Origin of the sequence: Mahella australiensis 50-1 BON (genome assembly GCF_000213255.1) — a bacterium.
GTDB lineage: Bacteria > Bacillota > Clostridia > Mahellales > Mahellaceae > Mahella > Mahella australiensis.
Genome location: NC_015520.1, coordinates 2352675 through 2377638 on the forward strand (window position 1 = coordinate 2352675; position 24964 = coordinate 2377638).

Annotated in this window: 24 protein-coding genes; 3 read left to right on the forward strand and 21 right to left on the reverse strand. The window is 43.5% G+C overall.

Annotated elements, in window-relative coordinates:
- Positions 1-35 precede the first annotated feature (35 nt).
- Complete coding sequence (locus tag MAHAU_RS11030; protein ID WP_013781809.1) at positions 36-314, forward strand: AbrB/MazE/SpoVT family DNA-binding domain-containing protein; 279 nt, start codon at positions 36-38, stop codon at positions 312-314.
- A gap of 18 nt (positions 315-332) precedes the next feature.
- Here the strand turns inward: MAHAU_RS11030 and rsmI are convergent, their stop codons facing one another.
- From rsmI to MAHAU_RS11075, 9 genes are all read right to left on the reverse strand, one after another.
- Complete coding sequence (gene rsmI, locus MAHAU_RS11035) at positions 333-1208, reverse strand: 16S rRNA (cytidine(1402)-2'-O)-methyltransferase (RefSeq protein WP_049783359.1); 876 nt, start codon at positions 1206-1208, stop codon at positions 333-335.
- Positions 1177-1935, reverse strand: coding sequence for a tRNA1(Val) (adenine(37)-N6)-methyltransferase (locus tag MAHAU_RS11040; RefSeq protein ID WP_013781811.1), 759 nt, complete (start codon positions 1933-1935; stop codon positions 1177-1179). Before MAHAU_RS11040 ends, rsmI begins: the two co-directional genes overlap by 32 nt.
- Before the next feature lie 4 nt (positions 1936-1939).
- Positions 1940-3340 carry a DUF4340 domain-containing protein gene (locus tag MAHAU_RS11045; RefSeq protein ID WP_013781812.1) on the reverse strand — a complete coding sequence of 467 codons (1401 nt, stop codon included), beginning with the start codon at positions 3338-3340 and terminating at the stop codon, positions 1940-1942.
- A complete protein-coding gene (locus MAHAU_RS11050; RefSeq protein WP_013781813.1) occupies positions 3337-4767 on the reverse strand; it encodes a GldG family protein in 1431 nt (476 codons plus the stop codon). Before MAHAU_RS11050 ends, MAHAU_RS11045 begins: the two co-directional genes overlap by 4 nt.
- Positions 4768-4782: 15 nt before the next feature.
- The gene (locus MAHAU_RS11055) at positions 4783-5646 is read right to left on the reverse strand and encodes an ABC-2 transporter permease (protein ID WP_013781814.1); all 864 of its coding nucleotides are present in this window, start codon (positions 5644-5646) and stop codon (positions 4783-4785) included.
- 6 nt (positions 5647-5652) lie between these two features.
- Positions 5653-6597, reverse strand: coding sequence for an ABC transporter ATP-binding protein (locus tag MAHAU_RS11060; RefSeq protein ID WP_013781815.1), 945 nt, complete (start codon positions 6595-6597; stop codon positions 5653-5655).
- A 78-nt stretch (positions 6598-6675) separates the two neighbouring features.
- Entirely contained in the window at positions 6676-7824 is a 1149-nt protein-coding gene (gene dgoD, locus MAHAU_RS11065; protein WP_013781816.1) for a galactonate dehydratase, read from the reverse strand.
- Positions 7825-7849: 25 nt separating this feature from the next.
- Positions 7850-8950, reverse strand: a complete 1101-nt coding sequence (gene alr / locus MAHAU_RS11070) for an alanine racemase (RefSeq protein ID WP_013781817.1) — start codon at positions 8948-8950, stop codon at positions 7850-7852.
- Positions 8951-10057 (reverse strand): lipid II:glycine glycyltransferase FemX, encoded by a 1107-nt coding sequence (locus tag MAHAU_RS11075; RefSeq protein ID WP_013781818.1) that lies wholly within the window; start codon positions 10055-10057, stop codon positions 8951-8953.
- A gap of 158 nt (positions 10058-10215) precedes the next feature.
- Between MAHAU_RS11075 and MAHAU_RS11080 the strand changes: the two genes are divergently transcribed.
- Complete coding sequence (locus MAHAU_RS11080) at positions 10216-10740, forward strand: phosphatase PAP2 family protein (RefSeq protein WP_013781819.1); 525 nt, start codon at positions 10216-10218, stop codon at positions 10738-10740.
- Between the two features lie 16 nt (positions 10741-10756).
- Here MAHAU_RS11080 and MAHAU_RS11085 read toward each other — a convergent pair whose 3' ends face one another.
- The 9 genes from MAHAU_RS11085 to MAHAU_RS11125 all read right to left on the reverse strand — a co-directional run bounded on the left by MAHAU_RS11085 (position 10757) and on the right by MAHAU_RS11125 (position 20068).
- On the reverse strand, positions 10757-11614 hold the full coding sequence (locus MAHAU_RS11085) for a sugar phosphate isomerase/epimerase family protein (protein ID WP_013781820.1): 858 nt from the start codon (positions 11612-11614) through the stop codon (positions 10757-10759).
- Between the two features lie 132 nt (positions 11615-11746).
- The gene (locus tag MAHAU_RS11090) at positions 11747-13489 is read right to left on the reverse strand and encodes a CehA/McbA family metallohydrolase domain-containing protein (RefSeq protein ID WP_013781821.1); all 1743 of its coding nucleotides are present in this window, start codon (positions 13487-13489) and stop codon (positions 11747-11749) included.
- A gap of 16 nt (positions 13490-13505) precedes the next feature.
- A complete protein-coding gene (locus tag MAHAU_RS11095) occupies positions 13506-14348 on the reverse strand; it encodes a carbohydrate ABC transporter permease (protein ID WP_013781822.1) in 843 nt (280 codons plus the stop codon).
- Positions 14349-14355: 7 nt separating this feature from the next.
- Positions 14356-15135: an ABC transporter permease subunit gene (locus MAHAU_RS11100; RefSeq protein WP_216086238.1), complete on the reverse strand. Its 780-nt coding sequence runs from the start codon at positions 15133-15135 to the stop codon at positions 14356-14358.
- 181 nt (positions 15136-15316) lie between these two features.
- Positions 15317-16786, reverse strand: coding sequence for an extracellular solute-binding protein (locus MAHAU_RS11105; protein WP_013781824.1), 1470 nt, complete (start codon positions 16784-16786; stop codon positions 15317-15319).
- Between the two features lie 181 nt (positions 16787-16967).
- Positions 16968-18035 carry a GntR family transcriptional regulator gene (locus MAHAU_RS11110; RefSeq protein ID WP_013781825.1) on the reverse strand — a complete coding sequence of 356 codons (1068 nt, stop codon included), beginning with the start codon at positions 18033-18035 and terminating at the stop codon, positions 16968-16970.
- Positions 18036-18153: 118 nt separating this feature from the next.
- A complete protein-coding gene (locus MAHAU_RS11115; RefSeq protein ID WP_013781826.1) occupies positions 18154-19209 on the reverse strand; it encodes a Gfo/Idh/MocA family protein in 1056 nt (351 codons plus the stop codon).
- A gap of 93 nt (positions 19210-19302) precedes the next feature.
- Positions 19303-19791 carry a ferredoxin-thioredoxin reductase catalytic domain-containing protein gene (locus MAHAU_RS11120; RefSeq protein WP_013781827.1) on the reverse strand — a complete coding sequence of 163 codons (489 nt, stop codon included), beginning with the start codon at positions 19789-19791 and terminating at the stop codon, positions 19303-19305.
- Positions 19778-20068, reverse strand: coding sequence for a glutaredoxin family protein (locus MAHAU_RS11125; protein WP_013781828.1), 291 nt, complete (start codon positions 20066-20068; stop codon positions 19778-19780). Before MAHAU_RS11125 ends, MAHAU_RS11120 begins: the two co-directional genes overlap by 14 nt.
- Before the next feature lie 129 nt (positions 20069-20197).
- Here MAHAU_RS11125 and MAHAU_RS11130 point away from each other — a divergent pair, with 129 nt between their 5' ends.
- A complete protein-coding gene (locus tag MAHAU_RS11130) occupies positions 20198-21634 on the forward strand; it encodes a M1 family metallopeptidase (RefSeq protein WP_013781829.1) in 1437 nt (478 codons plus the stop codon).
- On the opposite strand, the gene MAHAU_RS11135 is transcribed toward MAHAU_RS11130, so the two are convergent.
- The 3 genes from MAHAU_RS11135 to MAHAU_RS11145 all read right to left on the reverse strand — a co-directional run bounded on the left by MAHAU_RS11135 (position 21635) and on the right by MAHAU_RS11145 (position 24962).
- On the reverse strand, positions 21635-23389 hold the full coding sequence (locus MAHAU_RS11135) for an ABC transporter ATP-binding protein (RefSeq protein ID WP_013781830.1): 1755 nt from the start codon (positions 23387-23389) through the stop codon (positions 21635-21637). It lies immediately after the preceding gene.
- Positions 23390-23479: 90 nt separating this feature from the next.
- Positions 23480-24214 carry an ABC transporter permease gene (locus MAHAU_RS11140; RefSeq protein WP_013781831.1) on the reverse strand — a complete coding sequence of 245 codons (735 nt, stop codon included), beginning with the start codon at positions 24212-24214 and terminating at the stop codon, positions 23480-23482.
- Entirely contained in the window at positions 24195-24962 is a 768-nt protein-coding gene (locus MAHAU_RS11145) for an ABC transporter ATP-binding protein (protein ID WP_013781832.1), read from the reverse strand. The genes MAHAU_RS11140 and MAHAU_RS11145 overlap by 20 nt, the downstream gene beginning before the upstream one ends.
- Positions 24963-24964: the final 2 nt, after the last annotated feature.

Consider the following 24964-nt stretch of genomic DNA (forward strand, 5'->3'; position numbering starts at 1 on the left):
AAATTTTGTCGAAATATGTTGAAGGAGGAGATACTATGAAATCTACGGGAATCGTAAGGAAAGTCGATGAACTGGGCAGAGTAGTGATACCCATAGAGCTGAGGAGAACGCTCAACATATCCCAGAGGGATGCGCTGGAGATCTATGTGGATGGCGAGCACATCATACTTAAAAAATATGAACCCGCCTGCATATTCTGCGGCGATGCCGCCGACGTGCAACCTTACAAAGGCAAGAACATATGCAAAAACTGTTTAGCTGAGATAGCCGATGAATTCGGCGATAAAAAAGAAGCTGCCGACGAGAGCAAATAACAGTTTTTCACCCTGCTCCTAAAGGAGCAGGGCTTTTTTATATACTTCGTTTTTGGGTAGGCCAGTATCGGCAGCCACTTGTTTGATCGCGTCCTTCTTGCTCATACCACGCTGCATATAAGCTGATATGCGCTGCTCCACAGTCATGCCATCATCGGCATCTTGCACCTCAGCCCCTTCATAGCCTTTCAGCACCAACACGAATTCGCCCCGAGGCTGTATATCCTTGAAATGCATTATCATCTCACCTATCGTACCCCTGAGCACTTGTTCATGTATCTTGGTAATCTCCCTCACCACTGCCACGGGTCTGTCACCAAGCCAAACCGAAAGGTCATCCAGCGTCGTCAACAAGCGATGCGGTGCCTCATACAGCACCACTGTCCGGCGCTCGTACTTTAGCGCCTCTAAACGCGACCGCCGCTCTTTTTTATTCCGAGGCAAAAATCCCTCGAAAACATACCTGTCTCCGCTAAACCCCGATAAGGCCAGAGCAGCCGATACCGCCGTCGGCCCTGGTATGACGCTCACTGGCATACCTGCTCGGTGCACTGCTTCAACCACTACGCTGCCTGGATCCGATGTGACCGGCATACCGGCATCGGTAACCAGCGCGACGCTGAAACCTTCACTCATCAGATTCACTATCTCCTCCGCACGCTGTTTCTCATTATGCTCATGGCAGCTTATAAGCGTCTTATGAATATCATAATGATTTAGCAGCTTCAATGTCTGACGCGTGTCCTCAGCAGCTATATAATCAACATTTTGCAGCACCTTCAACGCTCTGAGCGTTATATCCTCAAGATTGCCTATAGGCGTACCACATATATATAAACATCCGGGCTTTGCACTTTTTTGCTCATCCACCACTGTCTGGCACCTCCATGCCATATATTCTATATATCTCTTCTGTATATATTCCCTTGGCATCGTATATGACCAAAGGAGGCATAATGTCCATGTGAGGCTGCGCACCTTTAATACTTTCTATTAAGAACATAGTAGGCTTTTTATCAGCAAAAGGCTGTACCATGCGCAGCCTTTTGGGTTCTATGCCAGCCTTGCGCATACCGCATATGGCATCGACCAAGCGAGCCGGGCGCTGTATCATATAAAACCGGCCTTTATTTTTCAAAAGAGTCGATGCAGCCTTTATAACATCATCTAACGTACATTCAAGCTCATAGGTAGCTATAGCCCTTGCATCCGATGGGCTTACATGACCGCTGCCAGCCTTGCGGTAAGGTGGATTGGATATTACAGCATCCACCAAGCTCATGCCTATTATGTCGCCGGCCTTCCTTATATCCCCTTCTATTATATCCACGCGACTTTCAAGATCATTCAGTCTGACGCTGCGCTGAGCCATATCGGCCATTTCATGCTGTATCTCCAAGCCGTATATCTTGCTTGCTGCTGTCTTACAAGATAAAAGCAGCGGTATAACACCGCTGCCCGTGCCAAGATCCGCGACTATATCGCCCGGTTTTATGCGAGCAAAATTCGCAAGCAACACCGCATCTATGCCAAAGCTAAAAAGCCGTGGATTTTGGATGATCTTAAGCCCGCCGCACTGAAGGTCATCCAACCTTTCTCCTTCTTTTAATTCAATATCCATGTCATCAATCAGTCTTAAGCCTACCCGCTACGAGATCCTCAAGGTCCTGCAGCATCTTGTCAACCTGCTGTTTAGACAATACGAATTCGGCCTTTCCGCTGCGAAATACGGCATAAAAGTCATTATTATACGGCACATAGTTAACGTGTACCTCACGCTTATTCCCTTTATTCAAGAAGAAGGTGGTCTTAACTTCCGGAATCTCTTCCAATTGCTTGTCATTCTCCGCATCCACCGTCATGCCTATAAGACTTTGATAATACTTCTTAAATGGATCTTCTTCGACAACCTTGCCATCCACTTTATAGGTGGTAACCACCTCATCCTCTTCGCCTTCCTTTTCCGCCTTTTTGGTCGTCCGGGTCAGCGTTATATCGTGTGTCTTACCTTTGCCTTCCACTATAATCCTGTCGACATCATCTATATTTACTATATATGCGAATTTTTCCATTATATCATAAGGCTTTGTATCCATAAATGCCAGTTTATCCTTGCTCATGACATACACTGATGGCGAATCGGCCGTTTTGAAATAAATCTGCGTATCATCCTTATTATCGCCAATAAGTATGTGAAGCGTATTTTGCTTATCCTTGACGATCAGCTCGCCTTTGGGCTTATCTAGGCCGTATTGTGCCAGATCCTTTGGATTATCCTCCACAAATCCGTCTATAGCGATATTGGGCAGAGCATCAAGCACCGGCTGGAAATTCTGCGTGTCCACACCGACGGGCTCGCTATAAGGTTGCGTCATTTGCCACAATCCCAGTCCGAATTGAGCTTGGTCCTCGGTCTGGCTTTCATTGGTCTTAATCTCTATGGTACGGCCGCTCTCTTTCCACATCTTCAGATACGTGAGTTCTTGTGTATTTATTTGAGGCAGCGTTTTATCCCGCACATCGTTTAAGGTATAGCTTAAATGCTCGCCGTGATTCATCCACACCTCATATACTTTCGGATCACCCTCAGCCATAAGATAATACGTACCGGTAGGCGTCTTATTGCCCAAATAAAGCGTCTTGGCTGTATTATCCTTGAGCGTAGCCGTTGCTGTCACCACAGGCTCTTTAAGGCCATACTGAGCCAGATCCTGAGGATCTTCTTCGACCACCTGCTCGGCATATAGACTAGCAAAGGTATAGGCTATGTCATCAACCATAGTTTGATTCAAACCTATAGATTCGTTGCCTTCAGTCACCCATTTGTCATCTTTTTTGATAAAGGTCAAGCTTCCGTCTTTGCTCTCAAGCGTCATTTTAACTATGTCGTCTTTATTGAGCTTGGAAATCTCTACGCTCTCAGTATCCTGTTCGGCTTGCTGGGGACGTTTTGTAAGATACACATATGTTCCGGCAAGCAATGCCAACACTACAACCAGTATAATGACATTGCGTGTTCTTCTCATAGGTGCCTCCTTACCAGCCATACCCTAAGGCCCATACCTAATATTATAAGCGGTATCACTATAACCACTATGGCTGCGAGTATAATTACCTGTAAAGATGTCATGTTGAGGTAATCCGGGGTCAGGCTCTTAGGAGCTATAGAGATGTTCTCGGTTTGATCCCTCAACCAATTTATGCTGTTCATCACCATATCTATGTTAGCCGGAAATTGTGTGGTAATCTGTGAATTCACTATGGCCGAAGAACCCATCAATATTATCTTGGTATCTTTTACATTAACATCAGAAGATTTATCGGTTATGGCAACAGCCACATTAAACGGTCCTTCCAAATCGCCGGCTTCTTTTTCCGACGACGTAAATTCCAGGTTAACCTTAGCCCATGAGTTGGAAGACGTTGTCAGAAGCGGCTGTATCTCTAGGGACCTCTTTTTTATGCTCACCTCTTTTATAGGCTGCGTTGCCGGCATAATAACCGTAAGTTTATTGGATTTAAGCGGGCTAACTATATCGTGAGCGCCAAAAGATGGTACCAACAGCACTGGATCGCCGGCGTTATGGCTGCGGTCGCCGTCCATCACCATCGCGCGCTCAAGTTCTACGCCATAACTATTGAATAAAGCTTGGAAATTCGGCAATTCATTGTTCAATAAATCCATCATAAATATCGCGCGACCACCTTTGGACAGATAGTCCCGCAGCTTTTTATCTTCCTCAGCGGATATATCCTTCTTGGGCGACAAGACCAATATCGCTTCGGCATCATCTGGCACTTTGTCCGATGTAACCAAATTCAGCTCCTTTAACTCAAAGTTTTGATTCCCAAGCTGCTTTGAAAGATCCGACGGAACAGCTTCCTCATTATGCCCCTGCAGGGCATACAGCACACTGCTCTTCTCCGACGTCACGTATATAAGAGCGCCTGTGACCTGCTGTTCCACGGCCAATGAGTCGGCTTGCATCTGTCCACTATACTGATTATAGCTTGTATTAACTAGAGCATACTGATCTATAACCTTATATTTATCTCCGGCGTCCACTATCAGTGAACCTTCACTCAAACTCGTGCCGTCTTGGCTGTACTTTTGCGCAAATGTCGGGTTCTTGACCGGATCGATGAATTTTATCTTTATTTTATCGGAGTAATTGGCGTATTGATTTAGTATTTCTTTTACGGTCAGATTCTCCTGGCCGGTCTTATATAGACCGTATATCGTCACATCTTTTTTTATGTTATCCATGGTCTTATAACTTTGTTCCGACAATGAGAAATACCTGTTCTTGGTCAAATCCACTTTCCACGGTATCTGATCCACGACAAGGTTTACTATTATCAATATAGCTATGACCACGACAGTGATTAAAGCAGAGTAGCCTCCGTATCTGAATTTTTTATTGCGGAAAGATGCTGCTATATTAAGCTTCATTATGATACTTTCCCCCTAACTCCATCTTTTCTTCTCTATGTTTCTTATAGCCAGAAACACGAATACCGCTGAAAACGTAATATAATATACAATAGGGCTCAGGCTTAAGATACCCAGGCTGAATTCATTATACCTGTTCAATACCGAAAACCAAGCTAATACCTTGCCTATGAAACCTGTATAAAGGTCCTTATTAACTATATAAACTCCGGCTATCGCTGCACCGCCGGCTATCGCCGTAACGAGGCTGACATATATATTCCGCGTCGCTGAATAAAGCCATATAGCAACCGCGGCTACCAAAGCCGATGCAAATACTACCCCAGATATTATATCTGTAGGCACTACGCTCTGCAACGCATCTATCACCCATAAAAGGAGCAGCACGCTGAACGTCACCACCGCCGCTATGACCTGATTATCCGTGAGCGATGATATGAATAGCCCAACCGCTATAAAAGTGGAACCTAATAGGAAAAACCCCACATATCCACCTATTATCTCCCACACCGCTATATCGCCGAAAAAGCTCATCATGAGCGGATAAAGGCATGTAATGAGCAGCGTTATGAGAAATACCGTTACAGCCGCAAAGTATTTTCCCAGCACCATCTCGTTAACACTCAAAGGCGACGTTAAAAGAAGAACATCGGTCTTTTGGCGCATCTCTTCAGCCATAAGCCTCATAGTCAATATAGGCACCACTATCAGGAATATAAATGTTAAATTGCTCAACATGCCATTGTAATTAGCTACCATAGGAAATAGATTGGATATGGCGAAGAAAAATCCGGCTATCAATAAGAAGAAACCCATGAAGACATAACCGGTAGGGGTTGAGAAATAGGCTTTTAATTCTTTTTTATACACACCTATCATCGTATATTATGAAACCTCGCTTTCCTGTGTCGTAACCTGCATAAAGATCTCCTCCAGGCTGAGATCCAAAGGCCGCATCATTAAAATAGGACAATCAGCATGGCTCAATGCATTGAAGACAGGACGGCGAATATCCACTTCTTCGTCCGGGTCTACCACAATATCTATAGTGCCAGGTTCAAAAGTACCCCTAGGCTCTACCCTGGCAATACCAGGCACCTGTTCCAGCGCTGCCATGACCTGCTTCTCCGGCGCTGCCACTCTGAGCGATAAACGCCCTCCACCTAAATGCTTGGATAAGTTAGCAGGTGTACCGGCTGCCACGATCTTACCTTTGTTTATGATAATTATACGATCGCATACAGCACTGACCTCAGGCAATATATGCGAGCTCAGTATAATGGTATGAGATTTGCCCAGCTTTTTTATAAGATCGCGCATCTCTATGATCTGCCTTGGATCCAAGCCGACCGTCGGCTCATCCAAGACAAGCACCTGCGGATTTCCTATCATGGCCTGTGCCACGCCGACACGCTGTTTATAGCCTTTTGAAAGGTTTTTTATCAAGCGGCCTTTCACATCATCTATCTTGACGGTATCCATTATCCTCTCCAGGCTTTGCTTGCGTTCGGCGCTTGGCACCTTTCTTATGTCGCATACAAAGTCAAGATATTCCGATACTGTCATATCCATATACAGCGGTGGAAATTCTGGCAGATAGCCTATCCTCTTTTTTGCCTCTTCCGGCTGGTCCAGAATATCTATACCGTCTATCTTGACCGTGCCTTCAGTGGCCGATATATAACCGGTTATGATATTCATAGTAGTAGACTTGCCAGCGCCGTTTGGACCAAGAAAGCCCAGGATCTCACCATCGTTGACTGTAAAGCTTACATTGTCCACAGCAACATGTTGACCATAGCGCTTGGTAACATTTTGGACTTCGATCAAGTAACACCCTCCTCAAAAACATATTTGCATGATAATAATATCAAAACATTTTAAACAAACGGTCAACAAATTATAAATTTACCATTCAGCCACCGTGCCGTCAACATTTCTCCATACGGGATTTTTCCATTCATAACCCTGGGCATCGGCTGCTATAACCCTCTCTTCATTTATCTCTATGCCTAGCCCCGGGGCTTTGGGCAAATCAACAAACCCATCTTTATATGCGAATACCGCAGGGTCTTTTAAGTAATCCAGCAAATCGCTGCCTTTATTATAATGTATACCTAGGCTCTGCTCCTGTATGAAAGCATTGGGCGTGCAGGCATCGAGCTGTATACATGCAGCCAGCGCTATGGGGCCGAGCGGACAGTGAGGTGCTACCACCACATCATAGGCCTCTGCCATAGCGGCTATTTTTTTACACTCGGATATACCTCCGGCATGGGATAGATCCGGCTGTATCACGTCGACGTAACCGCTGTGCAGTAACTCCTTGAAATCCCAACGCGAAAACATGCGCTCACCAGTGGCTATCGGTATATCTGCATGCATGGCTATATCCCTCAAGGCTTCGTTGTTTTGCGGCAATACCGGCTCTTCTATAAACATCGGATGATAAGGTTCCAGCGCCTTTGCCAGCACCTTGGCCATAGGCTTATGTACCCTACCGTGAAAATCTATCGCCACATCCATTTGGTAGCCCAGCGCATCGCGGATAGCCGCTATACGGTCTGCCACAGCCTGCACCTTGCTGAAGCTATCTATATAGTGCATCTCATCGGTTGCATTCATCTTGACGGCTGTGAATCCAAACTGCGCGCGCTGCTTGGCCTCTTCGGCTATATCGTGCGGGCGATCCCCGCCTATCCATGAATACACCCTTATTCTATCGTGGCACGCCCCTCCGAGCAGCTCATATACCGGCACACCGTAAAATTTACCTTTTATATCCCATAAAGCCTGATCGATGCCAGCTATAGCGCTCATGAGCACCGGGCCTCCGCGATAAAAGCCCCCGCGGTACATGACCTGCCAGTGGTCCTCTATCTTCAAAGGATCTCGGCCCACCAAATAACCCTTCAGTTCTTCTACAGCGGCTTTGACGGTATCAGCCCGGCCCTCCACCACAGGCTCTCCCCATCCGGTTATACCTTCATCGGTTTCTATCTTAAGAAAGAGCCATCTGGGCCTAACCTTATAAAGCTTAAGAGATGTTATTTTCATATCTGTTCTCCCACTTTCTCTATATTTAATATTTATACACTCTCGGCACCGTATCGTCAAGATATATGGGATCTATAGCCACTGACACCTCATCGCCCGGGTGAGCGTCAACGCCGCTTAAATCCACAACGGCCAACTGTAAACCTATCCTGCCGAGGATACGCAAAGGCCTGCCGTCTTTGAATACGATTGGCACCGGTCTAAGATAATCCATAATATCGTGATACAATATTCTTAATAAATCTAAAAAATGAAATGCATAGTTGCGACGCTGTACCTTCAGCCCCTCGAAATAGCCAAAGGGTATTACGCCTATGCGCATAGGCTTGGACGTACGATACGTACAGCCATAACCTATATATGCGCCTTTGGGCATATCCCTCACATCCATTAATATCGCTTTTAATAAAGCTGTTTTTTTAAGCTTAACCGATCTGTTTTTAAACATAGCAGTGCCAAAAAGCGCCCCTCCCACACGCACCATATCCAACCGTGCCTGCGGAAAATCCATGGCTGCCACCGAGTTGGCCGCATGGCGTATCTGCACTTTTATACCGCCCGTCTCCAGCTTGTCCATACATTTATTAAAACGCTCCAACTGCAACAGTGTATAATCTGGCTTTTTAGCAAATGCCGCCGCAAAATGGGTAAATGCCCCTTCGTACTCCAAATGTTCAAATGCCTTTAATCTATCAATAACTCCATCCAATTCATCGTATGTAAAACCGAAACGCCCCATACCCGTATCGAATTTCAAATGTACCTTAAACATAATATCCTCTTCCTCAGCTACGTCGTTGAGCATAGCCGCAGCATCGAGGTTATACATGGCCGGCGTTATGTCATACTCTATGAATGCCCGGCAATCATCTTTATCCACTGGGCCGGTAAAACACAATATCCTTCCTTCTATGCCACTTTCCCTAAGCCGCACACCCTCATCCAAAAATTCTACCCCAAACCACTCCACACCAGCATCGGCCAATGTTGCCGATACCTCTACGGCGCCATGCCCATAAGCATTGCCTTTTACTACTGCCATGACAGATACGCCTACCTCTTTTCGTACGGTTTCCAAATTATCAATAATAGCCCTCTTATCTACCTCCAAATACCTTGCAAGCACCTATTCCATTCCTCCTGCGGCATCATGTTCGTGCTTCTCTACATCCTCTTTTGAGCGCTTCAACATAAGCGTCACCTTGCGGCGTGCCTTCCGGAATGCAGGTACAGCCTTTTGCCATATAGAATACCACATAGGACTCAATACCATATCGAACTCTCCTATAAACTCAGTAAATTCTCCATTAAAGCCCTTCTTAAATCTATAAAGGCCATATAAAGGATTATCCGGATTTATATCGCCGGAAACGCCGCGAAAATCATACATTGTACAACCCCGCTCTTTGGCGCGTTTTATCATCTCCCATTGCAGAAGATAATTAGGCATAACATTCCTGTGCTCATTGCTGCTGGCCCCGTATAGATACCAGCATTTATCGCCACAAAAAAGGCAAATAATGCCCGAAACAATCTGCCCTTGATACTCTGCTAAAGCCAACTCTAGGTATCCTCTATCGTGCAGGCAGTCATACATTTTCTCGAAATATGAAAGCGGCCGGACCACAAAATTATCCCTTAAACCTGTAACCTCCATAATCTGATGAAATGCCGGTAAATCTTGGCGCGTGCCCATACGGACCGTTACGCCCTTTCTTTCGGCCAACCGTATATTATAGCGCGTCTTGCTATGAAAATTGGCCATAAGCTCATCTAAATCAGGCCTTATGTCAAGGCGAAATACAAAGCGTGGCTGTATACCCTCGAAATTTAAGGCTTCTTCATTTCTCATAAAGCCTAAATCCTTAAGGTTTTTGATAACCTCGCTATCATCGGCTTTTATATCCGGATCTATCTTGAGCATAATTGCGTTATACTGTTTGGCCAGCTTTTTTACCTCAGTAATAAGGAATGTCAACACCGTTTTGTCGTGCATATCGCATACAGGCCCCCTGGGCGAATATATCATATTTTTACCTATTATCGGCAGTTTTCTTATGAGCAGCAACATAGATGCTTTGATATCCCCTTGGTCTTCCACCATCACATATATATGTCCCCAATTATCGTCTTTAACCGCAGCCCATTCCAGCGTTTGAAGTATGTGCCCCTTAGGATGACTTTCCACAAACTTTGTGTATAAATTCTTATCGCCGTTTATTATTACTCTCATCGAAACACGTTTCTCCTTTTATTAGTGAACCATATATATTATCCCTCATAGTCGGTATATCGTCAATATATAAAAAATTAACATTAGCTTGATGCAAAGAGATGAAATATACGCTATAATATAATTAGATAAAATAATTTTCGTAAAGGGGTTTTACAGTGCAACATTGCGCAAGTATAGTAAAAAACATAGAGGCCATGACCTTCTATTTTATAAACCATAAACTAAAATGCCGGACGCTGGACGCAGCGATGCCGCGCATAACGCATATGGGAAATGCTTTTTTCACGATAGGACTAGCACTTTCTATAATATTTTTCGGGAAAAACGATGCTAAAGTCGCCGGCTGGCAATCTTTAGCAGCTTTAGTATCGAGTCATTGTCTGGTACAATTGCTTAAACTATTGCTGCGCAGGATGAGGCCCTTTGCTGCGCTTAAAGATGTAAACATACTGGGTAAACTACCAAAGGACCCCTCTTTTCCATCCGGTCATTCCACAGCGAGCTTTGCCCTGGCCACATCATTGACTTTATATTGGCCGGCCGTCGCTGCCATAAGTATGCCAACCGCAGTTTTGGTGGCCTTATCGCGCGTGTACCTCGGTTATCATTATCCATCCGATATAATAGCCGGCACGCTTCTCGGCATCATATCGGCACTAGGTATAGGCTGGATAATATAAAAAATTGGGTGAGCCCTTATTTTATCAAACGCATATACCTCTCAAGATTATTCCTGCCTACGCTTATACCCAGTATCGGATCCTCCATTCCCTCAAACTCTATAGATATTACGCCATCATAGCCATATGTCCTGAGCATTTTAAGGCACTGTATAACGGGCACATCGCCATGACCTATAATAGCCCCTCTAAGATAGTTGCCGGCACGCGATTTGAACCAACCATCGCCCGGATCAGGCAACATGCCGCTTTTCACATGAAAGTCCTTAACGTGTACATGAAACACATACGGCAGCAGTTTGCCCACTGCGATGGCCGGGTCCTCATCGGTGCAGAGAAAATTGCCTATATCCAGCAAAAGCCCAAAATTCGTGTTGTTTACGCCGTTTATAAGTTTCTCTACCCTGTCGCTGTCCTGGCAAAAGAATCCATGATTTTCCACCATGGTCTTTATGCCTATCCCCTCAGCATACTCGGTCACGGCTCGGTAACCCTTCACTAAAACCGGTAGCGCATCATTAAATCCTCTTGGCCCGTGATAATCCGGTGAAAAGCCATAAGTAGCATCGTGACGCATGAAGGAGGCCCCCAACTCAAAGGCTATCTTCACTTCTTGTTTCAGGCGTTCTATTTCGTTATCCAGACCATTGTTTATAAAATCGGCGCCTACAGCGTAATTTACCACTTCGATGCCAGCCTCGTCACATGCCTGTTTCACTTCCGCGGCATAAACCAATGGGTCCATGCTGTCGGGCATCAGCGGCAAACCGGAGAATTCGATGTGTTTAAAACCCATTTCGGCCGCTTTATGTACTATCTGTAAACCGTCCATTCGACATTTACTATAACTATATGAGCTAACGCCTATCTCCATAAATATAACCCCCTATTCATAATCTTTCTTTCATTATACATTTTAGACAATGCGTTTGCAAGCGTATTGACTTTGACTATTGCGGCGATATGTGCCATAGTAGAAGCAGTCACAACAATGATTTACGCAAGATTATATCTGTGCAACGCATATTGGATCTTCGTCATGTTTCGGTTTTTCTCTTATAAACACCTTGGCTGTAGAACAGGGGTCCATATCGACGGCAAAAAATGCGGTAGCGTCCTTCATCTTGCGCACATGCAGGAAATAAGACTTGATTTTATCGCTTTTTAGCAAATCTCTTAACAAGCACGCTTCTTTAGGCCAAGCGACATCGCGTTTAATGAATTCATATGGATAAAGGTCAAAGCTTACCTTAACTTTATCTGCATCGCATTGCAGGTCAACGCAGCATACCTTATACTCGTGCATTTCCCCTCTCTCCAGCCAAATTATCACTTCTTCCATTCTATGGGCAGGTCTTCGCTCATCTATGAAATCCCTATATTCCCAAATAGATGATGCCGACGGCAGCTCGTCCCCTCTCTCGTCATATAAGCCAAAACCCTCCCAATCGGGGTTAATCTTAATATCAGTTTTTATAAGCCCACGATACGGTTTATCATCCAAATTCGCTATTAAAACGTTTCTACCATCATCGCCGTATATTTTATGCAAAACGCCGTTCAATAATTCGCTGACATTCTGTTGAATCAAACGAAGGCGCCGTATATTCTCCGCTACGGCAATATCCAAGGCTTTATTGGTAAATTCATCATTGTTCAGATTTCGTATAAGAAAGGATTCGAACCACCCAACATATTTATCAATATATGGTTCAACTAATGCATTATCATCCTTAAGACGTTTAATCCATTCCAATTTTTTTGATATACTATAATCCAAAACATTTATAACATCATTTTTATATATTTGATCCTTTAGGTCAATTCTGGATGTTGTCGGAACAGCGCTGACCCATATGGGAGCCGACACCGCCCACTGTTCGTCTTGTTGTGCCAATATCCAATAAGGCCCGTTCAACGTCGGTGTATATCTACCGTGATCCCCATAATATATACCAATGCTTATATCCCCACAAAATAATGTAACCCTGTGCGCACCGGGGCATTCCCAATGAATATCATAATATCGTTCGCCCAGACCTATACAGTCACCCATAATAATATCATCCCCACAAGAAATATTAACCATGAGCTCCCCAATGCTGGCAAAAGTATGCCCACGCAGTAAAGCTTGCCTAACTGCTTGTTCGGTTAATTCATACTCTTCATTCAAAAATACACCTGTCCAAACCTTGCCAAAATGCACTGCTTGATGGCAGTCCGAATTGGCCATAGGCGATACGTGCTGCCGCATAAGAAGGTAATTTTTCCATGTCTTCAATCCATTGCAGTGGCTATTTTCGCCAACGGCGCACATCCCCTGACCTCCATTAGCAACCTCCACGCTGTTTATCTTATATACCATACCCATAAGCCACTTACAATTGTTATTGTCCGGATGAGCCACTATTCTTAAATCATTTTCTTTCAATATATTGTTTTTAGCATCTTTTATATATTCGGCATCAAACGTCCGTTTATCGGTTATAACCATATGCCCATCAATAAACGTTATCTCATAGCCCGGCAGTATAAGCGGCACGCCTTCATTGTTTTCCTTAATATCTTCTAATTCTGATCGCCACTTCTTCTGAGTGAGATTATGGTGATGGTCTGCCAACCCCAATATTTGTATATTATTTTTTTGGGATAGCTCAATATAGTCCTTAACCGTCATAGCATCTCTATTATCCGAGAATGCTGTATGAACGTGAAAATCCGCCTTGTAAACTCTATAATCCTTTATCAAGAAACAGTTCCTCCATTTATTCTTTTACAGCGCCAGCAGTTAGACCTGTTATAAAATATCTTTGTAAAAATACGTAAACTATAATAAGCGGGATAATAGTAATAACCACACCTGCCATTTGAGTATTTTTAGATATTGAATCAGTAGTGGATGTTATATCCGAAGAAATAATAAGATTTTTTAATGCTACTTGTAGAGTATATTTAGAAGGATTATTCAAAAATATAACCGATTCCATAAAATTGTTCCATTTGCTTACAAATTGAAACAACGTTACTGTTGCAATACCAGCTTTAGAAAGCGGTAAATATACGGTACGAAATATCGTAAATTCGGTGGCACCGTCTATTAGAGCAGCTTCCTCCAGTGAGCGCGGTATTTTAGCGAAAAAGCTTTGTAATATAAGCACCGTATATGCTGATACCATACCGGATACAACTATAGCCATCAAAGAATTTATAAGGCCTAAACCTTTATATACTATATAACTTGGTATCATGATACTTTGAAACGGGAATATCATTGTAAAAAGCATAAATAACACAAAAAATCTTTTACCCCAAAAATCCTTTCTATTTAACGCATATGCCGTCAATGCGCTTAACAGTACATGTAATAACGTTCCAATCACGCTTACGTAAATGGTATTTAAAACAGGTTGTAATATATTTATTCTTTCAAACAACACCTCATAACCGGAAGTACTAAACGGCGATGGAAATAGTTTAACGCCGGGTGCCATAGAAGCCCTATCGGTAGAAAATGAAATTGCCGCTACGTTTACAAGGGGTATGATCATCGTTATAATTAAGGCAAACATCAAAACATAATTAAATAAATTAAACAATTTTCTTTCCATTTTAATATTACATCTCCCTTGAAGACATAAAGTTTGAAGATCGTAAAAATCCTAAAGCTAGGACAAGCGTCATGATCAACACTATAAACGACACGGCTGCAGCATAGCCCATCTTAAACTGCTGTATTCCGGTTCTATAAGTATAAGTCATAATAACATCCGTCTTATTTATGATGGCCGGATTGGTCATTATATAGGATTGATCGAATATGTTTAATACACCCATCAAATTAAGTAGAAAAACAGTTTTTATGGTATCATATAGGCCAGGCAGGGTAATGTGTATTGTTTGAAGCCATCTTCCTGCACCATCTATATAAGCGGCTTCATATAGCTGAGGATCGATATTCGTTATAGCTGCAAGAAATATAATACAGCCATATCCAACCGTTTTCCATGTGTTGGTTAAAATGAATATAGGCCAGGCATATGATTCTTTGGTCATAAATGATATCGGTTGACCGCCAAATAGTTTTATGAGTTCATTTACCAAACCATTATCAGGTGCCAACAAGAAAATCCATATGCCGCCTACCACCACCCACGAAAATAAGTTAGGTATATAAACCACTGTCTGTACAAAACGCTTAAACCCTACTATGCTTATCTCGTTCAATAACAAGGCTAATACCAGTTGACTAAATAACCCTACTATAAGATTGCCACCCCCAATCACCAATGTATTCCTTAATACATTCCAAAATTCTCTGTCATGAAGTATTTTGCTATAATGTTCAAATCCGATAAATGGGCTATGGCCTATTAACTTAAAATCTTGTACACTCATAATAAACCCTCGCGCTATAGGATAATAAAGGAATATAACGAAATATAAAAATGCCGGTAGCAAAAATAAATATATTGTCCTATCTTTTCGAATTTTTCCAAGCATCTCTTGTCCCCCTAACAATTTAATATAATAAGGTACTTTAGCGGTTTTCACTAAAGTACCTTAGAAGTATGATAGCCTATTCGATATCAATATAGCCTTTCGACTTTAGCTCAGACCTCATCGCTTTTACCGCGTCTTGAGCAGATAATTCTCCCAAAACAGCCTTGATACCATATTTATCCACTATACTCATAGCATCGGCTGTATCTGCTCTAGCTGTTTGGGGCTTAGCATATTTTTTCACTATCTGATTTGCCCCTTCAAAATTAAGCGGAGTACCTATAGGATTAACCCACTTCAACGATTTCGGATAAGGCGCGCCATGATCCATGGCATGGCTTTTGCCCACTTCCGTAAGTACATATTTGCCGTTCTCCAGTTTATAATCATTGTCCAGTATGCCTAAAGTACCTAAAATATTACCCTCTTCGGTATGCCAAAACTCCAGGAACTTAAACGCCAGATCTTTATTGGTACTATTCTTCGGTATTACCCATAAGCCGTCCTCGCCAGCCATAAGCAACGCTTCCCCATTTGGTCCTTTTGGCGGCTCTATTCCTTTAGCTTCAAAAGTAGTATTTGGTTCCTCGCTTCTTACCTGGTCGTTAAACATACCAACCCACGCAGCCCAATATACCATCATACCAACTTTATCGTTCATAAATAATTCTCTTTCATTGGCGGTGGTATTGGTAGCAAAATTGGGGTCTAGAATACCTTCTTTGTATAATTTGGCCAACCATTCATATACTGGTATAGCCTGATCTGTTGCCCAAGGTATATACCATTGACCATTATCGTCTTGGGCATGCTTCCCTATCAACCCGTATACGCCCATAAAAGGTTGTATATCGTAAAGCTTTGATAGTGTCAATCCATAAGTATCCTTTTCGCCATTGCCATCAGGATCTTGTTCAGCAAAAGCCTTTAAAACTTCATAATATTCATCAAGCGTTTGCGGTGGTTCCAATTTTAGTTTTTGCATCCAATCCCATCTAACGATGGGCAAAGTACCGCCTTCATCTTTGTTAAACACAGCATAGATATTGCCATCTTCCCGAGTTATTCTATCCCATTCCTTAGGATCGATGATATTAGGGTCAGATAATACTTCAGAATTCTTTATCCTATCGGTCAAAGGTTCAAAAAAGCCCTGAGGAAATAATTTCTCAAACTGAGTAGCCCCTGTATAAATAAGATCGACTTTCTCTCCGCCTGCCAACGTAGTAGCCACTTTTTGATCATATTCTGTAGAAGGAGGCTTAATGATCTCTATCTGTATCCCTGTAAGCCTTTTAACCTCCTGCTCAAACAATTTGTTTTCATCAGGATCTTTTCCACCTACAACAGATGTTACAATCCTTACAGGTTCCTTTTGTTCGATTTGTTGAGCCTCTTGTCCAGCGTTTTCTTGCTGACCACCAGTAGATGTTTCTATATCCTTGGATTCAACAGAGCCACCCGACGATTGACAGCCTATTGCTAAACCTAAAAGCATAGCAACTAGCAAGCCCATTGCCAAAACACTGATTAACGTCCTCTTCATTGGAGTACCCCCTAACATAATATAATGATTTTAGTATATTTATTATACTAAGTATATTATAAACTGTTTTTGTTAATTTGTCATTAAGTTATAGTTAAGTTTGAGTAAAATTTTTATTTTCGTACAAAACTTATTTTGAGTATTATAAGCTAAGTTAGTATACTAACTTAGCTTATAATACTCATTCGCTGAGTTTGTTGCATGAATTGCCTTCTACGAAGCGGCATGGCAAAATTATGGATTGATTCACTATTTTAGGATCTCGTATATCATCGAGCAGCATGGCCGCAGCTTTACGACCCATTTCATAATAAGGCTGCTCTATACACGTAAGCCGCAGCTTGCTGCTTAATGGCAATTCTGGAGAACCATCGAAAGTTATCAGACTCATATCTTGTGGTACAGATAAACCGCGCTGATACAGCATGTACACAAGCTGCGCAGCTGTTGACTTATTGCCTGTAATAACGGCTGTAATATCCCCTTTCTCCGCTCTATTCATTATTTCGTTCAGAGAGCTTTCATCATTGTTAAATACCAAGCCTTCACAAGCCGTATCATTATTTTTTAGAGCATTTATATAGCCCTCAATACGTCTTTTTACAGTAGATACATCCAATTCCGAAGAAACAAAGGCTATATCTTTGTGTCCCAAATTTATCAAATATTCTGTTGCTCCATAAGCTCCGCTAAATCCATCTGACATTACATAATTAGTAGGATATCTTTCACAATACCTATCCAAAAGTACGAATGGAAATTTCCTAGTTTTCATTTCCTTAAAGAGCGCTATATTATGTTCTGGCATGTAAGAGTATAGTATTAATCCCTCTACTTCATTACCGGTAATAAGATCATGAATTTTTTGTCTTTCTTTATCCGGGTCACTTTCATAATAATACATCACCATGGAGTAATGGTTTTCTTCAAGATATGATTGAATACCCTTTATCATATCTATAAATATGTCGTTATAATATCTGATAAGCGAAAATATAACAGCTATCACATGCATACCTTTTTCCGGTATATCAGATTTTACCTCGCAAGCGAAACTCCCCTTGCCCTGAACCCTATATATATAGCCCTCGTTGCTTAGATCGGAAAGGGCTCTTCTTATAGTTATATTGCTTACATTAAACCTTTTGGCTAATTCATTCTCGCTCTCGATGCGCTCGCCTTTTTTTATTTCTCCTCGATCTATCTTTTCTTTTAAGTATTGTTTTACCATCATATACTTTGGCATCATAGTTATAACATTCCCCTTACATTGATAAAATCATTTTCAATAATTTTATCAGTCATGTACAAATAATGCAATGCGAATAAACAAAATCTAAGGAGCGCCTTTGGCACTCCTTATCGTGTTATCTTGCAAAAGCCAGTTCTCTGTCCACAGCTACGGGAGATTTCCTCTGTATAGAATCCAGTATAGCGAATATCGTTATAGCATCTCCGTACTCCATTTCCGGCGTTGTATACAGCGGCTCTTGCCCCATTACGGCGTTGTAGAAATTGGCCAGCTCGTTATAGTAGCCGCGGCCCGGCGTATATGGTATCTGTCGACTGGTACCGTCGTTATATGCAATGTTTATAGTGCCGCATGAACGCTCTTCTAAATACACTTCACCTTTTGTACCGAATATGCGCAGGCCTATAAGCGGCCGCTGCATCTCCATACCCTCACCAAAGAAGCTGAACTGGCCAAGCACGCCGCTCTTAAACTGCATGTTAGCCTGAATTACAGAATAAGGGGAGAATTCATCTTCCTCCATATCCCTTTGCTTACGACCGAAAGCATGCACGCTGTCTATGGCACCGAATATATGGCGTAAACCCGCTATATCATGGATGCAGTAATCCATGAATATGCCGCCGGGAAATTCCGGGTGCTGGCGCCATTCGCGTGCCGCAAAATCATCTTTGAGCATTTCATCCGGAAAATTCACGACGCGGTTTTCTATAAAATAATAAACCTCGCCTATATCCTGTGTACGGATGAGGTCCCTGATTATATTATTCTCTTCGTTATACCGGTAATTTTCGGCTATCATTATCGGTACATTATATCGCCTTGGCAGCTCCCTTGCAGCCTCGGCTTCCTGGCGTGTAGGCGCCAGCGGTTTTTCACATATTATAGGCTTGCCCGCCTTAGCAACATCTTCAGTAACCTGAAAGTTAAGCTCTATAGGCACCATTATATCGAAAACATCTATATCGGTGCGCTTTATAATATCCCTATGGTCATCATATATATCCTCCGGCTTGAGGCCCAACGTATTGCGCCAATTCTCAGCTTTTTGCCTGTCCTGATCACATAGCGCTACTATCTGATATTTATCTTGCAATTGCTGATATGCGGGATAATGGAGCTTTTCAAACGCCATACCCACACCTATAATTCCTACTCGCAGCTTTTTCATAATATTTCCTCCTGACATAATAATTTTGAATTATAAACACATAGTATTCTTTGTAGTATTCTCAATTATTATGCCGCTGCGTTATATTTTAATTTACATAAATCTCTCAAATTTTTCTTTTTTGGCTTTGCATATAGGGCACATCCCGGGCGGTTGTTGACGAGCGCACAGATATCCGCAAACCTTACATCGCCATACCGGCAACGAAAGTGAACTGCCAAAGGGAGAATCTACACCCTTGCGTCCTTCATTTCTTCCTCTTCTTTCCGGAATGGGCTGTATTTGCGCATCGCCGTTAGTAATCTCCTGCGATACATATAAGCCGCAATAGCAAGAGCCATACTGCGCCACATCGGCATCCCTGTAATCGCATGGGCATATGATATCCTGATCTTCTTCAATCCTGCCTGATGCCAATCTGCACGGGCAGGATTGATAGCCATACCGTTTCTCGTTTATAAGCAGGCCTTCCATCAAGCCAAGCGTAAAATCAACATCGGGATTCAACCTGTATCCTGAGCTTTCGGCTTCGACCTTTTTTTCTTCATATAGCCTTTCTATATCCTCTTTATTTATCCCCATATCCGAGCGCCTCCTTAAGCTCTTGCTCCCTGTAACCAATAATCACTTTGTCGTCGTCTATGATAATAGTAGGAAAGGAAAGCATAGGATTCCACCTGCCCATTTCGTTCCTCACCTTGTCAACATCATCTCCGGTGACCAGATCAACATCGATGTAATAATAATCCACACCCAATCTGTTCAAAAGCGCTTTGGTTTTTCTGCACCATATGCATGTGCTCAAAGCGAAGAAATTGACCTTGCCTCTGTTTTCTCCATCGACATGTTTCCACTCCATAAATATCGCCCTTTCTCCAGCAAATACTGTAAGAATCTTTCCGCTATTATTATACCACGCAAAAAGCTGTTATGATATACTCATAATATCCGATAATAAAATATATAGCGTTTATTATAGGAGGACTAGATGAAGCATCGTTTTATATGGCTTATAATAATACTATCGGTAACAGTCTCAGGCTGTGCTATGCTGTCGCCGGCACGCCCATCGCCCACGCCACCTGCATCGCAAATAAGCGACGCAGTGCAGCAACAGGAGCCAGCAGATGATACAAAGCTCGAACTAAATCGACCACGGTATGAGATGAGCCTGGTATTGGATACCGAAAAGAATACTATATCCGGCCAGGAAACTATATTTTTCAAAAATACAGGCGATGAGCCGCTCAATGATATATATTTACAGCTTTATCAAAATACCGATGAACGCCTTACCGAGATACAAAAAATCATGCTGGACGAGGCGGAGGTTAAGTTCGAATACTCCGCCAATACGGTGGTGATACAGCCTCCCAAACCAATATATCCATGGAAAAAGGTAAAGCTTGACATCTTCTTTACCAGCAATATACCGATCGTTACTGATAAACTCGGCGACTATGGCTATAAAAACGGCGTTTATGCATTGTCGCGCTTCTATCCATCTTTAGCCGCGCGCAGCGACAGTGGTTGGATAATCTCGCCATATTATTACAATGGCGATCCGTACATAAGCGACGCTGCCGATTACGATGTAAAGTTATCTATGCCGGCTAAGCAAAAAGCGGTATTCGGCGGCCATGTAGAATACGATACGGTAGAAGGCGATCGCCGCCTGGTTCATGTCACGGCATCCCCAGCCCGTACCTTTTGCTTCGCTGCATCGGCAAACTATAAAACGGTCAGCAAAAAGGTGGGAGGTATCACCGTCACTGCAGCATATGCCAATGGTTCTCCTGATGTGGCACGGTCTATGCTGGACTATGCCGAACACGCTTTATCGATCTTCCAACAGCGTTTCGGGACATATCCGTACGACTATATGGTGCTGGCAGAGGCCCCACTGCGCTCCGGCGGCATGGAATACTCAGGCATAGCATTATATGCACCGGCTGTATTTCGCGGCAGGGACGTTGAACGCGAGGTAGTACATGAGATAGCTCACCAATGGTGGTTCAATATGGTAGGCAATGATGAATTTCGCGAGCCATGGCTGGATGAAGGGCTAACGCGATACTCCGAGGTGATATACTATGAATCGCGCTATGGGACACAGCGTAAGCAACAGGCTCTCAATAAAATAAGCCAGCGCCTTAAAACGACCTCGGACGGCGTATTATACAGCCCTATATCAGGTTTTTCTAAATCACAGTATTATATAGTAGTATACGACAAAGGGGCACTGTTTCACGACGCCCTAAGGCAACAAATGGGCGATGACAGTTACTTTAAGCTGCTACAGGAATATCTGCGCCGATATAAGTGGAAGATAGCCACCACCCAAGATTTTCAGAAATTAGCAGCCGAGATATGTGGCGACGCCGATGCTATAGACAAATTGTTCGAGCAATGGATATATGAATGATTAAGCCATCTTTACCGTATCCTCGGTATTGAACTGCATAGAGCACAGATAACTGTAAAGGCCACCGCGTTTTATCAGCTCCTCATGCGTACCCTGCTCAACTATGCGGCCCTCGTCGAGCACGATGATATTGTCGGCTTTTTTTACAGTAGATAATCTATGGGCTATTATGAGTATGGTACGGCTATTGGCCAGATTATTTATAGCATTCTGTATCTGGCGTTCGGTCTCGGCATCCACAGATGAAGTGGCTTCATCCAGTATCAGTATAGGCGTATCGCGCAGCACAGCGCGGGCTATGGCTAGCCGCTGTTTTTGCCCGCCGGATAAATTTACGCCGCGTTCTCCTATATAGGTATCGTAGCCATCTGGAAAAGCCATTATAAAATCGTGAGCACATGCTATTTTAGCGGCATTTATTATATCGTCCATGGTTGCATCTTCAGTGCCATACGCTATATTTTCAGCTACAGTACCGTTAAAAAGAAATACATCCTGCAACACCATGCTTATATTATCCCTCAACGAGCGCAGCGTTACATCGCGTATATCGATGCCGTCTATCTTTATGCATCCGGACACGGGATCATAAAAGCGAGCCAATAGGCTCATTATGGTAGTTTTGCCCACGCCAGTAGGACCTACAAAGGCCACCATCTGCCCGGGTTTTATCTCAAAAGATATATCTTTCAAAACATACACATCTGGCCTGTAGTAGAAAGTTACATCTTCAAACGTTATCTCACCTTTTACATCCTTGAGCTCGATAGCATTTTCTTTCTCCTTAACATCTGGTTCTGTATCCAGTACCTCAAATACACGCTCGGCCCCGGCTAAAGCCTGCTGCAGGTTTTCCATTACCTGCCCCAGCGCTCCTATAGGCTGATAGAACATACCAAGGTACAGTACAAAGCCAACTATATCCTCCACGGGGAGATTGCCGGCCATAGCCATAAGGCCACCCATCGCCACCACGATAACAGTGCCCAGCGAACTGAAAAACTCCACTATAGGATGAAATATCCCGCTTAGTTTAAGCGCTCGTAATATCGCATCAGCATGAGCATAAGAACGCTGCCTGAGTTTTGTTGTTTCATATTCCTGCCTATTAAATATCTGTATCTCGCGTATGCCCGACAGATTATCCTGCAAATCGGCATTGAAATCGGCCAACGCCCTCTGAGCATATCTGAAATTGGGCTGTATCTTTTTGACGAATACAAAGCCGGCATAAGCCAAAAACGGTACGGGTATAAGCGTCAGTGCCGCCAAAGCGGCGTTTTTTGAAAATAGGACGATGGCTACGCCTATGAGTATAAGGACATTGGTAACCAGATCGGGCACAGCATGGGCTATCAGCATTTCGAAAGTGGCCGTATCGTTGGTTACCCTGGACATGAGCTGGCCTGTCTGCTTATCATGATAATATCTGAGCGATAGCTGCTGGAGCTTGTCGTATACTATAACGCGCATGTCTGCTACAAGGCGCCACGCCGCATAGTGCGCCAAGTAGCGGTATAAGAAGGCGAATAATGTCCTGCCAGCATAAGATATAAGAAGTATGAGCGCCAAATTCAATATAACTCTCCGAGCATCGGGGTATTGGTCGAGATTAGTCACTACTTCAACCAACCGGCTAATAAGATTAGGCCCTATGAGGTTTAACCCCGTCACTGCCAGCATGCTGAGAGCAGCAGCTATAAGGTACTTCCAATAAGGTCTGGCCTGCTTTACCAAACGCAACAAATACTGCATATGTACTCTCCTCGTCGATCACTTTTTAGCTAATTATATATCCTATATGGCGTATATGCAAATATCACAGAATACAATAATACAACAACATCATTTCCATCGGCATAATATATGCTCTGCCACATCTATAGCTGAAAAAACGGCAAACCCTATTATGCTGAGCATTACTATGCCCGAATACATTTCGAGGTAATTGACCCTCATCCATGCATCCATGATAAAATAGCCTATGCCGTATTCGGTGCCGAACGTTTCGGTAAAAAACAGCACCGAAATGGCCGTACCTAGACCGACGCGCATGGACGTCAGCACCTCAGGCAAACTGGCCGGGATAATGATATCGCTGAATATGTTGCCGCGCTTTGCACCCAGCGATATCAGAGAATAATACATCTCTTTCGGTATGCCCTTCACGGCATCCCGCACTGTGACTATTATTTGAAACACGATTATCAGCACTATCATGGCTATCTTCGATGCCTCGCCCAAACCCAGCAGCAGCATGACTACCGGCAGCAACGCTATCTTAGGTATAGGATATAAGAAGTATACGACCGGCGATGATATCCTGCCGAATTCAGAGAAATAGCCCATGCACAGCCCTATCGGTACCCCTATCACAAGCGACAGCGCTATACCGGCAGCTATGCGCCATAGGCTGTATAGCGCATGAACGCCCAATTTGGAAGGCAATATTTCGAAGAATTTATAAAACACCGCTATAGGTGACGGTATGATGGGCATACGCCATATCAGCGAGATCGCATACCACGCGGCAATCAGCACCGCCAGCGCCGCGATGAGGTCAATGCGTTTGCGCTTCATCTATGTTTTCCTCATCTTCCCTCAACATGCGGCGTATGCGCATGCTCATATGGTAAAAATCGTCCGACAGGCGCAAATCGTTCATTCCGAACAACGGATTTTCGATTTCGCCTTTGACCCTGCCCGGCGACGGCGTCAGCACGACTATCCTTCGGCCCACGTACACCGCTTCTTCGATGCTGTGAGTTACAAACAGCGTCGATACCCTATACTGCCTCCATATATCCAGGAAAAGGTCCTGCATGCTTTCCCTGGTTATTTCGTCCAAAGCAGAAAACGGCTCGTCCATCAGCAAAAGGTCGGGCTTTAGTATGAACGAGCGGGCTATGGCCACGCGCTGTCTTTGCCCGCCGCTCAGTTGATTCGGATACCTGTCCAGCATATCGACCAGACCCAATCGGTCTAAAATATATTTCATATATGTTTTGTCGGAAGCTTCCCCTTTTATCTTCAAGCCAAGCACGGCATTTTCATAAACCGTCTTCCACGGCAACAAGCCATAATCCTGAAGTATGAGTCCTATGCGCTGCTCTGTCGGGTTTACCGGCCGGCCGTTGATGAGCACAGCACCTTCGTATCCGCCTATAATGCCTGCCAGCACGTGCAGCAGCGTAGATTTGCCGCACCCTGACGGCCCTATCACAGCAATGATGTCGCCGTCGGCCACCTTTATGCTAAAATCAGATAAAGCCTCCACTATACCGTTACCGGTACCATATCTTACCGTCAGGCCTTCCACCGATATCATGG